The 14,762-nt window shown below is 42.4% G+C and carries 5 protein-coding genes; 3 read left to right on the top strand and 2 right to left on the bottom strand.

Going from position 1 to position 14,762, the window contains the following annotated elements:
• Nucleotides 1–227: 227 nt before the first annotated feature.
• Nucleotides 228–1,382 (bottom strand): methionine adenosyltransferase, encoded by a 1,155-nt coding sequence (metK, locus tag AB1S55_RS03380; RefSeq protein WP_370980384.1) that lies wholly within the window; start codon nt 1,380–1,382, stop codon nt 228–230.
• An 18-nt stretch (nt 1,383–1,400) separates the two neighbouring features.
• Nucleotides 1,401–2,363, bottom strand: coding sequence for an ArsR/SmtB family transcription factor (locus AB1S55_RS03375; protein ID WP_370980383.1), 963 nt, complete (start codon nt 2,361–2,363; stop codon nt 1,401–1,403).
• 233 nt (nt 2,364–2,596) lie between these two features.
• Here AB1S55_RS03375 and tkt point away from each other — a divergent pair, with 233 nt between their 5' ends.
• From tkt to AB1S55_RS03360, 3 genes are all read left to right on the top strand, one after another.
• Nucleotides 2,597–4,594 (top strand): transketolase, encoded by a 1,998-nt coding sequence (gene tkt / locus AB1S55_RS03370; protein ID WP_370980382.1) that lies wholly within the window; start codon nt 2,597–2,599, stop codon nt 4,592–4,594.
• A gap of 114 nt (nt 4,595–4,708) precedes the next feature.
• Nucleotides 4,709–5,065: a YibL family ribosome-associated protein gene (locus AB1S55_RS03365; RefSeq protein WP_370980381.1), complete on the top strand. Its 357-nt coding sequence runs from the start codon at nt 4,709–4,711 to the stop codon at nt 5,063–5,065.
• A gap of 446 nt (nt 5,066–5,511) precedes the next feature.
• A complete protein-coding gene (locus tag AB1S55_RS03360) occupies nt 5,512–14,760 on the top strand; it encodes an RHS repeat-associated core domain-containing protein (protein ID WP_370981621.1) in 9,249 nt (3,082 codons plus the stop codon).
• Nucleotides 14,761–14,762 lie beyond the last annotated feature (2 nt).

Below are 14,762 nucleotides of genomic sequence, written 5' to 3'. Positions count from 1 at the left end.
CAGAGAGTCTTCTTAGGCAAATAAACACTGCCCTTTTAACTTGTGGTGCCACATCGGTTTGTAGTGGGTGGGCACATTGTTAGGTATGTATTGCTGTAGTTGCGATGTCAGACCTTCTGAGGCATGGATGCCAAAGAGAGCCCCAAGGAAGGGTTTACGCGTGTCTGACATCGCAACTACAGCAGTTCATACCGAGTTCCGAAGCGCTTTAAGTAAGCGCTTAAAATTTAAAGTGCTGCTTTCAACAAATCAGCTTTATCAGTATTTTCCCAAGTAAAGTTTGGCTCTTCTCGGCCGAAGTGACCGTAAGCTGCCGTTGCTTGATAAATAGGACGTTTAAGATCCAACATATCAATCAAGCCTTGAGGGCGTAGATCAAAGTGCTGGCGAACAAGATCAACAATCGCTGCATCACTTAATTTTCCTGTGCCAAACGTATTTACAGAAATGGAGGTTGGCTCAGCAACACCAATTGCGTAACTTACTTGAATCTCACAGCGATCAGCCAAACCGGCAGCAACAATATTCTTGGCAACATAACGGCCAGCATAAGCTGCAGAGCGGTCAACTTTAGATGGGTCTTTACCAGAGAAAGCGCCACCACCATGACGCGCCATGCCGCCGTAAGTATCAACAATAATTTTACGGCCTGTTAAACCACAGTCACCGACAGGGCCACCAATAATAAATTGGCCAGTTGGATTAATATGGAACAAGGTATCTTTATGTAACCAGTCAGCAGGAAGCACAGGTTTAATAATTTCTTCCATGACCGCTTCTTTTAATTGCGCTTGGCTAATATCTGGGCTGTGCTGAGTTGAAAGCACAACCGCATCTACGGCAACCGGTTGGCCATTTTCATAACGCAAAGTAACCTGGCTTTTTGCATCGGGGCGCGACCAGGCGTGCGTGCCGTTTTTACGCAACTCGGCTTGTTTTTCAACAAGGCGGTGTGAGTAATAAATCGGCGCTGGCATTAGTACATCGGTTTCATTAGTGGCATAACCAAACATTAAACCTTGGTCACCTGCGCCTAAATCTTTAGCCGTCGCTTCATCCACACCCATAGCGATGTCAGAACTTTGTTTGCCGATTGCGTTTAATACTGCACAACTTGCGCCGTCAAAACCAACGTCGGAAGAGTTATAACCAATGCCAACAACAACATCGCGTATTAAATCTTCTAAATCGACATAAGTATTCGTGCGCACTTCACCAGCAACCACGACCATGCCGGTTTTTACCATGGTCTCAACCGCAACACGGCTGTGCACATCGTCTTTTAAGATCGCATCAAGAATGGCATCTGAAATTTGGTCAGCCATTTTATCTGGGTGGCCTTCCGATACACTTTCAGAAGTAAAAATTGAATAATCAGCCATATATCGTCTCTACCGTTGCTATTGCTGTTTAATAAACTGGTGAATTTGAATTTGGAAGCCATTGCGCAAAGCAAAATAGCGGCTCGTGCCTTCTTCCAAATTTTGGGCTAAAGCCCACTGTTTTAAATCATTACTGGCAAAACCAAACCAATGGTCACCACAAGCTTCGCGCACCCACTCTTGATTGTGGGCACCGAGTTCACACACTAATAATGTGGCCCCTTTTTTTAATGCAGGGCTTATGTCGGCAAAAATACTAGCCGGCGACGGTGTGTGGTGAAGCACCATATTAATGACAACACAATCTAGGTTCGCACCCAGGGTGCGGCAAAAGCCTGTGTCACCATTAATAAAATCAATATTCTTTAACTCTTGTTCTTGGCACAAAGTTTCACTTTGCGCGAGCATCTGCGCCGAGCTATCTAGCGCAAACACTTTGCCAAAGCGCTTAGCGAGCTCTGGCAGAAAATCACCTGTGCCAGGGCCCACCTCTAATGCTGCCCCATCAATATTACTGTTTAACAGCTTAGCCACTTCTGGGCCGTATACCTCATAAGCGGCGATGAGCTCTTGTTGCTCACGAAATGCGTCAGCGTTGTCTTTAAAAAACGCAAGTGACGCCGCTGCTCGTTGTTGATGCAGGCTACCCAAGTGGGCTTGAATGGCATCACTCAGCTCTAACGTGCCGGCTACTTGGTAGATGGCATCTCTCAGCTCATCTAAGGCACTGGCGCAGGCTTCATCACTGCGCTGATAAAAAATGGTATTACCTTCTCGGCGAGTGCTTACCAAACAGGCCTTTAAGAGCACCTTTAAATGGTGGCTCATACCACTTTGCTTGATCTCAAAAATCTGACAAAGCTCTTGCACGGCAAAGCTGTCACGCTGCAATAAGGCCAAAATCTGCAGGCGCAAGTTGTCACCAGAGGCTTTTAAGGCCTGACTTAAGACATCAACGGATACAGAGCTAGCAGCATTCATGGCAAGAATACTAGCAGCGAATGAAAGCTATATCAAAATATTTTGATATAGCCTCAAAATCGCCCCAAAGCTGTGCGTTATTGCATCTTTTAACTATGCTTGGCTAGTTTATGTTCCTTTTAAGCATGCTTATGGTTTACGCCTCGGCACGCATAGTGGAAAATAGCGCCCCAATTTTTACGGTAAGTTCGCTTGCCTAGATCATTCACTCGTTAGATAGGAGCTAAGCAGTTATGCCAACGCGCAGACAACTCGCCAACGCCATTCGTGTCCTCAGCATGGACGCAGTTCAAAAAGCCAAAAGTGGCCACCCTGGCGCCCCAATGGGCATGGCAGATATTGCTGAAGTTCTTTGGAATGACTTCCTCAAGCACAACCCAAGCAACCCAGATTGGGCCGACCGCGACCGTTTTATCCTAAGTAACGGCCACGGCTCTATGCTTATCTATTCGTTGTTGCACCTGAGCGGCTACGACCTTCCTATTGAAGAGCTAGCGAACTTCCGTCAGTTGCACTCAAAAACGCCTGGTCACCCAGAATACGGTTACACCCCAGGTGTTGAAACGACTACGGGCCCTCTAGGTGCTGGTATCTCTAACGGTGTGGGTATGGCCATCGCAGAGAAAACCTTAGCGGCTCAGTTCAACCGCGAAGGTCACGACATTGTTGATCACCACACCTATGTATTTATGGGTGACGGTTGTTTGATGGAAGGCATCAGCCACGAAGCCTGCTCACTAGCGGGTACTTTGAAGCTAGGTAAATTGGTTGCGTTCTGGGATGACAACGGCATCTCAATTGACGGTGAAGTAGAAGGTTGGTTCACCGATGACACGCCTAAGCGTTTTGAATCGTACGGCTGGCACGTAATCCCAGCGGTTGACGGTCACGACCCTGAAGCGATTAAAGCAGCTGTTGAAGCCGCTAAAGCTGAAACTGACAAACCGACCCTTATCTGTACTAAAACGACTATCGGTTTTGGTTCACCTAATAAGCAAGGTACCCACGACTGTCACGGCGCACCACTAGGTGACGACGAAATCGCAGCAGCTCGCGAATTCCTAGACTGGAAAGAAGGCCCTTTTGAGATTCCTACTGACGTTTACGGCGGTTGGGACGGTAAAGAAAAAGGTGCGGCTGCTGAAAGCGCATGGGATCAAAAATTTGCTGCTTATAAAACAGCTCACCCAGAACTTGCCGCTGAATACGAGCGCCGCGTAATTAAAGATGAATTGCCAGCTGACTTTGAAGCTAAAGCGCAAGCGTTCATTAAAGAGTGCCAAGAGAAAGGCGAAAACATCGCTTCTCGTAAAGCCTCTCAGAACAGCATTGAAGCTTATGCCGCATTGTTACCTGAAATTGTTGGTGGTTCTGCTGACTTGGCCGGTTCTAACTTGACGCTTTGGTCAAATTCTAAAGGTCTACAAGACGACGCTGCCGGTAACTACATCTTCTACGGTGTGCGTGAATTTGGTATGAGCGGCATCATGAACGGTATCGCTTTGCACAAAGGTTTCATCAACTACGGTGCAACTTTCTTAATGTTCCAACAGTACGCAGCTAATGCGGTACGTATGTCGGCATTAATGGGCATTCAAAGCATCTTTGTTTATACCCACGATTCAATTGGTCAGGGTGAAGACGGCCCTACTCACCAGCCTATCGAAAACTTAGCTCACCTGCGTATGACGCCAAACATGAGTGTATGGCGCCCAGCGGATGCAACTGAAACAGCGGTTGCATGGAAAAAAGCGGTAGAGCGTAAAGATGGCCCTAGTTCATTAGTATTCTCGCGTCAGGGTCTACCTGCACAAGCACGTACTGATGAGCAAGTAGCGCTAATCGAAAAAGGTGCTTACGCACTGGTTGATTGTGAAGGCACTCCAGACGTTATTCTTATTGCGACCGGTTCTGAAGTTGGTTTGGCCGTACAAGCTGCTGAAGTTCTAACAACGGCTGGCAAAAAAGTACGTGTTGTTTCAATGCCAAGTACAACCACTTTTGATGCTCAGGACGAAGCATACAAGCAAAGTGTACTTCCTTCTGACGTTAGTGCTCGTGTTGCTATTGAAACGTCACACGTTGATTTCTGGGCGAAATACGTTGGTTTTGACGGCCGCGTAATCGGCATGAGTACTTTCGGTGAAAGTGCACCTGGCGGCGTATTGTTAGAGCACTTCGGTTTTACTGTTGATAACGTTGTTAACACAGTTAATGATTTGATCGACTAAGTACTGATACTACTGAAAGAATGAAAAGCCGGGCTTTATGCCCGGCTTTTTTGTTTATACAAAATAAAATACTACGCAATGCTGAGAGTAATCTTTAACTAAGTGAGAATGAATATGTCGTTAAAAGAAGATCTTCAAACCTTAAATAACAAAATAGATAAAGTGACTCGTAAGTTTAATAAAGCAAAAGATAGAGCAGATTACGAAGCGGCAGCTGCGGCGCAAGAAGAGTTAGATAAATTAAAAGAGCAGCAAGAAAAATTAAAGGCGCAAAAGGCTAGGCAGAGCAGCGCCAAAGCAGAACAAATAAAAGAGATGGCCTTTCACCGTGTACTTACAAAAAAAGAACAAGCTGATATGGGTAAGTTGAAAAAGGCGGTTAAAGGCTTGGTTACGGTTCATCCTTTAACAGCCCTGGGTAAAGAGTTAGGGGTAAGTGAAATGACGGGTTATGCAGATAAGGCGTTTTAGGCGAATAGTTTACATTAGAAGGTGTTGTCTATATCTATGTTTTGTCTTTAAGTCCGCCAGTGTACTTATAAATTTGGTGGTGGACTTGTTGGTCTCTACTGTTTGTATTAGGACGCAATCTTGATTTATGTATCTGCAATATAATAAATTTTTTCTATTTTGTATGTGCAAGGAAGATTAATCTTTATAAAAAACTAGAATCGCTTTTAATTTTTATTGTTTGCTTTAATATTGCGAACAAAATATGACCACTTAATTTGGTTCGATTTGTTTAGTTGTAGCTACGGTACCGATATTGCTGTAATGAACAAAGCCATATCTTTAATATAATATAAATATAAATATTACGTAGGAAACAAGTCAATTTATCTTGATTTCCTCATTATCTATAAAAAAACCTTTATCAATTAAGGTTAATAAACTCACTTTGGAAGGATGTCTGTGTGATGCACAAGTCTTATTTGGCGCTATTTTTACTTAGAGTAAATAGCTTATCTAGGGGTACTTTTCGGTTGGCTAAGAGCTTAACTTTACTGCTATTAGCTATGAGTTCACTGCTAATAGCCAATAGCAGTTATGCCGCAAGCCCGGTTGTAAGCGCTATACCGGACCAAATATATGCAATGAATACGGCCAGTTCTCCACAAGGCCATAATGTTTATTATAGTGTTACAGATGCAGATACTTCTTTATTTGGCTTATCTGTAACACAAGCATCAAGTAATACGGCCCTTGTCCGCCCAGCTGCGGGGCCGCCAGTGCATATTGCTAGGGTGGCATATTTTCAAATAATGCCTAATGTTACTGGCACAGCTATATTCACTGTTAAGGTTAGTGATGGGAGTAGTTCTGATAGCCAAAGTTTTAAGATAACGGTAGGCAATACAAGGACAACACTAGAGCCTATTCCTAATACAAACCTTAGTGAAAGGGCGCCGGGAGCATTGGGGCCTCCATACCAAGTCGCACTGTCGGTAGAGGATCTTGATAATAGTTATGACTCGCTTCAGAAAACCGCAACACACGACAATCCTAATCTAATATCATCATTATCTTTTCCGCCTGAAAACGTATTTGGGCAAGCATTAGTTGTTAACTTTAAGGACGTTACACAGGTCACAAGTGCAAATGTTACTGTAAGAATGTCTGACGGTGTAAATAACTCAAGCCGAACATTTAAGCTGACATATGCGCCATACGTACCTGTGCTAAGTAATCTCAATAATACCAGTACAAATGAAGATACTGCTGTAAATATTCCTTTTAATATCACTTATGGTGATTTATCTAGGCTAACGTTTACCGCCACGTCAAGCAATCAGGCAGTCGTATCAAATAGCAATATAAGTTTTAGCGGTTCAGGAAATGCTAGAACCCTAAGGGTTGTTCCTAATAAAGATAAAAGTGGGAACGTCAATATTACGGTGAAGGCAGAAGATGATGACAGGGTAAGCAGTAAAACAATAGCATTAAGTGTGGTGGCTGTGAATGACGCCCCCACTATTAACGGCTTAGACATGGATGCTGGGACAGTCACTATAGATTTTGACGAAGGGGCTGAGTTTGAATTTTCGGTTGAAGATATTGATTCAAATACTGAACCAAGCATTACGATTAAAACGTATATTAATTCAGATGTATTGAGTCCATCTGATATTGAAGTTAACAAAAAGTCCGGTACTGATAATACCTACATCATGACACTGAGTCCTAAAGCATGGGGGACGGTCGCGGTAGAGGTTGTTGTCTCTGATGGCGCGCATTCATCTGCTAAATCTTTTCTTGCGCATGTGCAAGCCGCTCCTCAGATAAGTGATATCTCAAATAAAACGATCGATGAAGATACGTCAATTACTGTAGGTTTCGAGGTTCAAGATCGCGATTCATCTGATTTAAATTCGTTGGATATTAAAGTGACGTCAAGTAACTCTACACTTTTTTCCGGCGGGATGAGCATCACGGGTACAGGACGTAATCGTTCGCTAGAATTGAAACCCTCTGCTAATAAAAATGGTGTGTCGAATATAACTATTTTGGTAAAGGATACAAATGGGGGAACAGCCTCAACTAGTTTTGATGTAGTGGTTAATTCAATCAATGATAAACCAGAGATTAAATTTGATAGCGGTAGTACCACTGTGAGGTACGACATCAGTGGTGATGACCCGATCATATTTAGTGTCAATGATGTTGAAACTCCTCCTTCCGAACTGCGTGTTACGGCAAGTCCAGCTTTGGAAATAGCAGATGATATTGTTGACATGTCTGGGGTTAATCTCGATAGGGTTGCTGGTACTCAAAATAAATATATGCTCAGTTTCTCTCCTCTTAAGGAAGGCACTGTTCCTATTAATATTTTAATTTCCGATGAGCATGAAACGGTAAATCGAGGGGTTCTGGTTCATTTTTCAGAAATTAATGACCCGCCTCAATTAAATCCAATACTTGATCAGGTAATAAACGATAATGGGAGTGAGTTTTACTACGTTGATTTTTTTGCAGAAGATGAGGAATCTTCCGTTTTGAATATGAGCGTTAGCCATACAGGTCCCCCTTTGGATGGCCTGAGGGTTCTGCCTAATAAAAATCAGTTAGAAATTAAATTTTCAAATCAAACTAATTCAGATCCTTATCGCATTACTTTACGTATTACAGACGGTGAATATGAAGCCGAAGAAAGTTTTAATTTAACATTTAATAATGTTAATTACCCTCCAGAAATATATGGTGACCCACTTGTTATAAGTGGGTCTGAAGGAGAGGAGATCAACTTTTCCGTACGGGTGAGAGATGTGGACTCTCCTGTTGAGTTGCTAACGGCCGTTATGTCAGGCGCGATAATCCCTACAACTCAAGGTGTTGTCGATGACGAATATACTGATGTTCGTAATTTCTCATTTACACCTAATCAGAATGAATATGGTAACGATATTGCCACCATAACAGTAACAGATGACACGGGAGTAAGCTCGAGTAAAAATATTAGTTTAAGTTTGCTATCAAGAAGTAGCAGCTCTTCGGATGTTTTACCGTTTAGTAGCATGTATGAGTTTGATTACAGTCTGGATGAGGGTGCAGACATATTTTCTAGTCTTGATGATAATGGAGGAATTCATTTGACAAGCGGGCAGCCTGATGTTTCCGCTACGGGTGCTGCAACTTATCGCATTCCATTTGATTTACCTCCTGTAAGAAACAGCTTTAAGCCTAGTTTGTCACTTGTCTACAATAGTAGCAGTAAGAGAAATTTAGCTGGTAAAGGGTGGTTTGTTTCCGGTTTTTCGCGCATTAGTCGATGTGACAAAGTCTATGTAACGGAAGGAGTCTCCGCGATGAATGTCAACCCCCGTTATAGTGACGCAGACCGTTTATGTTTAGATGGTAGAAAACTGATACATAGAGATTACGGTCCTACAGCTGATAATGATGAATATTGGGAGGTAGGTAGTACTTACCGCACTGAATCTGATTCTTTAATTCGAGTAACTCTAGTGGGGGCAGGAAATAGCGCATACTTTCAGGTTGAGAAAGGTGATGGAGAAAAGAGTTATTACGGTCGTGAGATGAGGGGGCAAAAATCAAAGCAGTACAAAACAGCCGATAGCACGATTATAAAATCTTGGGCGATTGATGAAGTGGCAATGCCTGAAGGATCGAGATATGAAGTACATTACAAACGAGAAACTGACAATGGCGTACATCTTCCCCTGTTTATAGGTATGGAGCCGGATGTCGGGGTGGTTTTTACTTATGAAGATAAAAATAATTATAAAAATAACTCTTCGATGAATGACGCTGTTAATCGTAGGTACGATGATGGTAAAGCTTTAGAAGATCCATATATTCTAGGCTCTATTACATCGTATATTGAATTTGATTCAGCTGATTCGCCAGGCATACCTGTACAGCGTTTAAATTTGGATCATGAACGTTCAGTTCAGACTTCGGATTATTTACTAAATTCAGTTACCAAAGCGGGCTATCAAAATGGTACTTGGACGAACGCTGAACCGTTAACAATGGGGTACTCTGAAGAGCATATTACCTTTGATGAAACGAGTAGTAGTTATAGAACGAAACTGAGAGAGCTTGTAAATACCAGCGATGGTAACGGTCAGATTGATCAGATTGTTGACTTAAATCAGGACGGTTATAGCGATATAATCTATTTCCATAATCGTGGCAATATAATGCAGCGTGATAATCCCGCTTGGAAAGAATGGCATATTGCTTGGGGTAAGGCGGATGATGAATTTGACAATGATAAGGAGGTCCTCTCAAGTTTAAATTCGGAAGATTTATCTATAACTAGTATTCAGCCATTTATGACTGCAGAGGGTTATGCATTATGGATAACCAGACGAAAGAATGGTTTTCTATCTCCTAATAATGGTAATCAGATCGTTGGTTTGTGGACTTTTAATTACCCTGGTTTAGGGGGCATATTAAATGAAGACCACGTATTGAACTTAAATAAAGACGCTACATCTGTTATTTACGATATAGATAATGATGGTTTAAGTGATTATTTAACTAGTGGCGGAAGAAATTGGAGGCTCGGCGCAAATCTAGATGTGAACGAGTGGGCTTATACAAAGGGTTTTTTAGTTAAACCTGCAAGCCACTATTTCTTTTCAACAGGAGATAGTTTAAAGCAACCATTTTTCTTGGATGTTAATAATGATGGTGTTGATGATGTTTTTCATGTTTTAGGGGTAGGGAGCGCAAACGATATCGATGGCTGGCATCGTGAAAAGGATGGTTCGCGTCCAGGGGTTCGATCCTACCTTCAAGGTAGGGCCTATAATACTGGTGAAATTGCTTATGGTTTGCCGCGTAGTAATGCTCGTTATTATATTCCTGACTTAATAGTTGGTGGAGAGCTAGATCCTGGCATTAGCATGTCTCCGTCATATAAAACGGTAGATGGTCGTGAAGAACATATGCTTATGGCTAGTTCTTTACCAAGCGGCAATCCTTACCCAGGTAACGCAGGGGCTCGCCTTCATGCATATTTAAGCAGGCACTCCTTAAACGGCACTATAGCTCCAGCAGATGGTTATTATGTTTTAGGCGATTTTAATGGTGACGGTTTAAAAGATTATGCATTCCATAGAATGTGGGATGAGCATGATGATTACTGGAAAGTTGGGGGGAGTGACGATTGCCCTGTTTTTGTTGAAGAGTGTGGAGTTGAGGGCCGATGGTATATTAAATTTAATACAGGACAAGGATTTACACCATCAATAGATGCAGGTCTTAGTTCAGGCTACAGAGTTAATCAGCCGGCGATGGCATATGATTATAATGGCGATGGTTTAGATGATTTAATCTATACGAAATCAAGTGGCAGTACTGGACTTTGGCGTGTTGCGCTAACAAAATTTAGTGCTGATCAAGTTTCTTTTGTTAAAACAGGTGTTAATCCATTTGGCTCAAATTCTGGATCTAGTGCTGCAGATATACAATATGATCAGCGATCAATAACTCCAAATCGTAAACGCTTTTTCCAAGGAGATGTTAATAATGATGGCGTTGGGGATGTAATTGTTTACGGTTCACAAGCTCGCAGTATTGCGGAGGTTCGCTTAGGGAAGCGATCTCGTGCGGACCGTCTTATATCGGTTACCAATGGTTTTGGTGTTTCTAGCTCGTTTAAGTATTCAACTCTTTCGGATAAAACACCTGATGGGAGTCGGAACTTATATTCAGCGCCCTCTACAAAGCCAAGTTTTCCAAATGTGCTTGCTCCTCGTAGCTTAGAAGTGGTTTATGAGCTAGAGCATGAAAGTGGTAATACCAGCTTATATCAATATCAGGGTGGGTTAACAAATATTCAAGGAAGAGGTTTTCTTGGCTTTGAGCGTAGAACCGTTATAGCTAATAAGTTAAAAACAACCTCAGAGTTCTATCAGGAATTTCCACTTACGGGACTTATTAAAAAGACAGAGACAGAAGCTGAAGAAAGCGGACATTTAGTTACTCGATCAGCTAATTTATATACCACTGAAGTGTCTGGGAGGCCTAATGCTGCCATAATTAAAACGAAGGTGATTATGGATTATGGTTTAACGACAAAATCCAAAGACGTCCCAGTAAGTGTTACTCGAATTGACTATAAATATAATCATGAACAAGGCTACTTAACCGAGCGTACCACAAATATCGGCGGATCTTATTCTTCAAGTGACATGACAAGCATTTCTGCCAGTGTTGGAAGCGTTGAATTGAGTAAAGTAGAAAAATTCAGCGATTTTACATGGGATCTGAGTGACTGGAACCTTTACGGAGGGAGGACCGTTGAAACTGTTGTCGATACTACGGATGGGGAAGAGAGCACGAAAATCACACAGGTAACACTCGATGGTTTTAGGGTAGAAACTGAGACTCAAAATCCTGGTGAAATAAATGAACTAAAGACAAGCTATATATATAGTATTTTACCTAAAGGAACTGTCCGCCGCGTGACGCATGAAGCGGCCGATATTGACACACCTTTAAGTTCATCAACAATTCGAGAAAGCTATAGGGTGATGGAGTTTGACTCGAAACATTTCTTGCCAAAAGTTATGCAAAATGCTGCGGGTCACCGTAGTACTAAACAGTACGATTATCGAACAGGTAAGCCGATACAGATTACAGATTCAGATAATCAGTTGTTGCAACAGTATAACTACGATGCTTTTGGTAACTTAAAATCTACCACCTCTTCTGATGGCACAATTATTGATCATTATACTTTTAGCTGTGACAACTCTAATGCGATATTTAATTGTCCTAATAATGCAGAGTTTTTTGGGGTTAGGCGTGTAAGTCACGGTTCTTCAGCGCTGCTTGGTGCGCCATTAAGTACGGAATATTACGATAATAAAAAACGCTTAGTTCGCTCTGAGGCATTAAATATAGATGGTAGTTTTACAAAAGTTGATCGCCAGTATTATGCTGATGGTAGGCTAAAGCGCTTATCTAATCCGTATAGTGGCGATAGCCCGAATTCATGGACGGAGTATATTGACTATGATGCTATTGGGCGAGTCTCTCTTATAGAGAATCCTGATGGGGGAGCGGTCTCTTATAGCTATAGTCAGCAAGGAGGTTTAAGTCGCAAACAGATAGGTACAACGGTAATAACTCCGGAAGGAAGTTCTGTACAGATTAAAACGGAGTACTACAACGCCTTGGGTCAGCTGGACTCAGTGGTTGATGCTAAGAATATTCACATTGATTATAAGTATGATTCTTGGGGTAACTTACAACAAACTCAAGTTGATAATAATGTAAGTACGACACTGAATATTACTTATGATAATTCAGGTAATAAATTGTCAATGCAAGACCCTGATGCCGGCGAAATTAATTTTGAGTACAACGGTTTTGGTGAGTTGCGTAGACAAATATGGGCTAAAAATACAGCCTTTGAAAAGTCTATGGAATACAGTTATGACGCTCTAGGGCGTAAAACACACAGAGTTGAAATACCAACACAGGGAAGTTCCATTACGCATAGTTGGTATTGGGATGTAGAGCGGAAAGGTACGCTTAGTAGTAAACAAACCGGTAGCGATTTTCTTGAATCTTATACCTACGATGCGAACCTGCGTTTAGAAACAAAAACCACCACGATTAATGGTGCTGAGGCTCCTTACATACACTCTTATACTTACGATGTTTTTAGTCGCCTTGAAACACAAACGTATCCGAATCAACCTGCATTTACTCCTCTTCAGCTTCACTATCAGTACCATGCTACTGGTCATCACGTACGTATTCAGGGCGAAGAGACGGATACGGTTTATTGGGCGGCAGGGCAAGATCTAAATGAAATGGGGCAACCCCTTCAAGAGTATTTTGGCAATGGCGTGGTTAGTACGCGTACCTACAATGCTCAAAATGGCTCGTTACAGAATGTTTGTTCTGCTCGAGTAAGTGTATTAAACCCTTATGATGATATGCTCTGTGATATTCAGAATTTGAGTTATCAGTTTGATAGTTTAGGTAATCTACATTCACGGTCCTCATCTTTAAGTGATGAGCTAGGCACATGGCAAGAAAATATTCATGAGAGTTTCACATATGATTCACTTAACCGCTTAGAGGGCAGTTATACAGTGGGTGATGCGCTTACTGGGCGAACACGAAATTTTGATTATGATGATTTGGGAAATGTGCTTGGACGTAGTGACTCGAGTTTGGAAAACCCAAGTATGACTTTACAGTATGAAGAAACAGGTCATGCTGGTATACATGCGGTAACGAGAGCTGGTGAAAACCGCTATGAATATGATGCTTATGGCAATGTCAGTGCAAAATATACCAATGATAATTTGGTGCAAAGTGTTGATTATGATGTGTTTAATAAACCCACTCGTATAGGTTCGACGCATTTTAGCTATGGCCCAGATCATGAGCGTTATCGCAAGATAAATTCAGCAGGTGAAGTAACACATTATCTTGGCAAAGAGCTTGAAACGACCTTAAAAGATGGGTTTTGGGAAAGCGCTAGTTATCTAGGTGCGTTTGCGGTGCAAACAGTGCGAAGAGAGTTTGTTGATGCTCCGGAAGGTCAGCAATTTGTTCCTGTTAAACGCGTGCAATATCTGCACCTTGATCACCTTGGTTCGACAGAGACGATTACTGATGAATATGGCAATGTGCAACAGCGTTTAAGTTATGACCCTTGGGGGCAACGCCAGCTTGCGACTTGGGTAACGGGTGCACCCAGCTTAGATGGATTGCCGACTGATCGCGGTTATACCGGCCACGAGATGCTTGATGACATTGGTTTAATTCATATGAACGGGCGGGTGTATGACCCGGAGATTGGGCGGTTTTTGAGTCCGGATTTATTGATTCAAGCACCGACGAATACGCAGAGCTTTAATCGGTATTCGTATGTATTTAATAATCCCTTGAGTTTGGTGGACCCGAGTGGCTATGAGGCTGAGGATGGTGGTGGCGGCTGCACATGGCGCTTCGGGCAGTGTGCTGGTAGTGCGCCTACTTTCCATAATGGTATGCAGGTTATTGGAGACACTAGCCATCTTTATAGCTTTGATAATGTAGAGATAGCTAGTTATTACTTTGGCTTAGGTTGGATGGGGGATACTGCAGTTTCTGCTTGGGGTTTTGAGCAGGGCGGTCAAAGTTCGATCGATCGTTACCTCAGAGATGAAAAGGGTGATATTAAGCATGATGAAAATGGAAACCCTATAACGGAGATCGTTACTACTGCTACTAAGGGAAAGGTTTATGCACAAAAGGGAGGTGGAAGTATGGGGCCTGAGGTTGGAGCTGTTGGGACAGTGGCGCTATTAAAATCAGGTGCTAAGTTTCTTGCCGCTAGAGCCGCTGGCGGTATTTCGGCAGGGGTAAATGCTATTGCTGAAGATCTAGGAGCTAAAAATAAAGGGTATGAAACTATCCAGAATGGTATGAATGCACTGGGTTTAAGTGTATCTACTGACTTAGCCAAGGACATAGATAATATGTATAAGGTTGGTGCAGGTGGTGTTGGAGCAACTGCGGGTGGAGTATTAGCGGGGGCTGCAGGTGCTTCATCAACAGCATTCGTAGCTGGTTCTGCAACAGTATTCTTATCATCATATGCATTAACGAGAGGGCTTGATAATTATACTGGAAATGTTGTGACGGGGTTGTTGGCCGATGGTATGTGTAGCGTTAGTGGGAAATGTTAATC

Source organism: Agaribacterium sp. ZY112 (genome assembly GCF_041346925.1).
Classification (GTDB): Bacteria; Pseudomonadota; Gammaproteobacteria; order Pseudomonadales; family Cellvibrionaceae; genus Agaribacterium.
The sequence above is the reverse complement of the archived record's forward strand: the minus strand, read 5'-3'. Positions and strand labels throughout refer to the sequence as shown.

Coding starts and splice junctions, on each gene's coding strand:
- tkt (WP_370980382.1), top strand. CDS start 2,597: ATGCCAACGCGCAGACAACTCGCCAACGCCATTCGTGTCCTCAGCATG.
- metK (WP_370980384.1), bottom strand. CDS start 1,382: ATGGCTGATTATTCAATTTTTACTTCTGAAAGTGTATCGGAAGGCCAC.
- AB1S55_RS03375 (WP_370980383.1), bottom strand. CDS start 2,363: ATGAATGCTGCTAGCTCTGTATCCGTTGATGTCTTAAGTCAGGCCTTA.
- AB1S55_RS03360 (WP_370981621.1), top strand. CDS start 5,512: ATGCACAAGTCTTATTTGGCGCTATTTTTACTTAGAGTAAATAGCTTA.
- AB1S55_RS03365 (WP_370980381.1), top strand. CDS start 4,709: ATGTCGTTAAAAGAAGATCTTCAAACCTTAAATAACAAAATAGATAAA.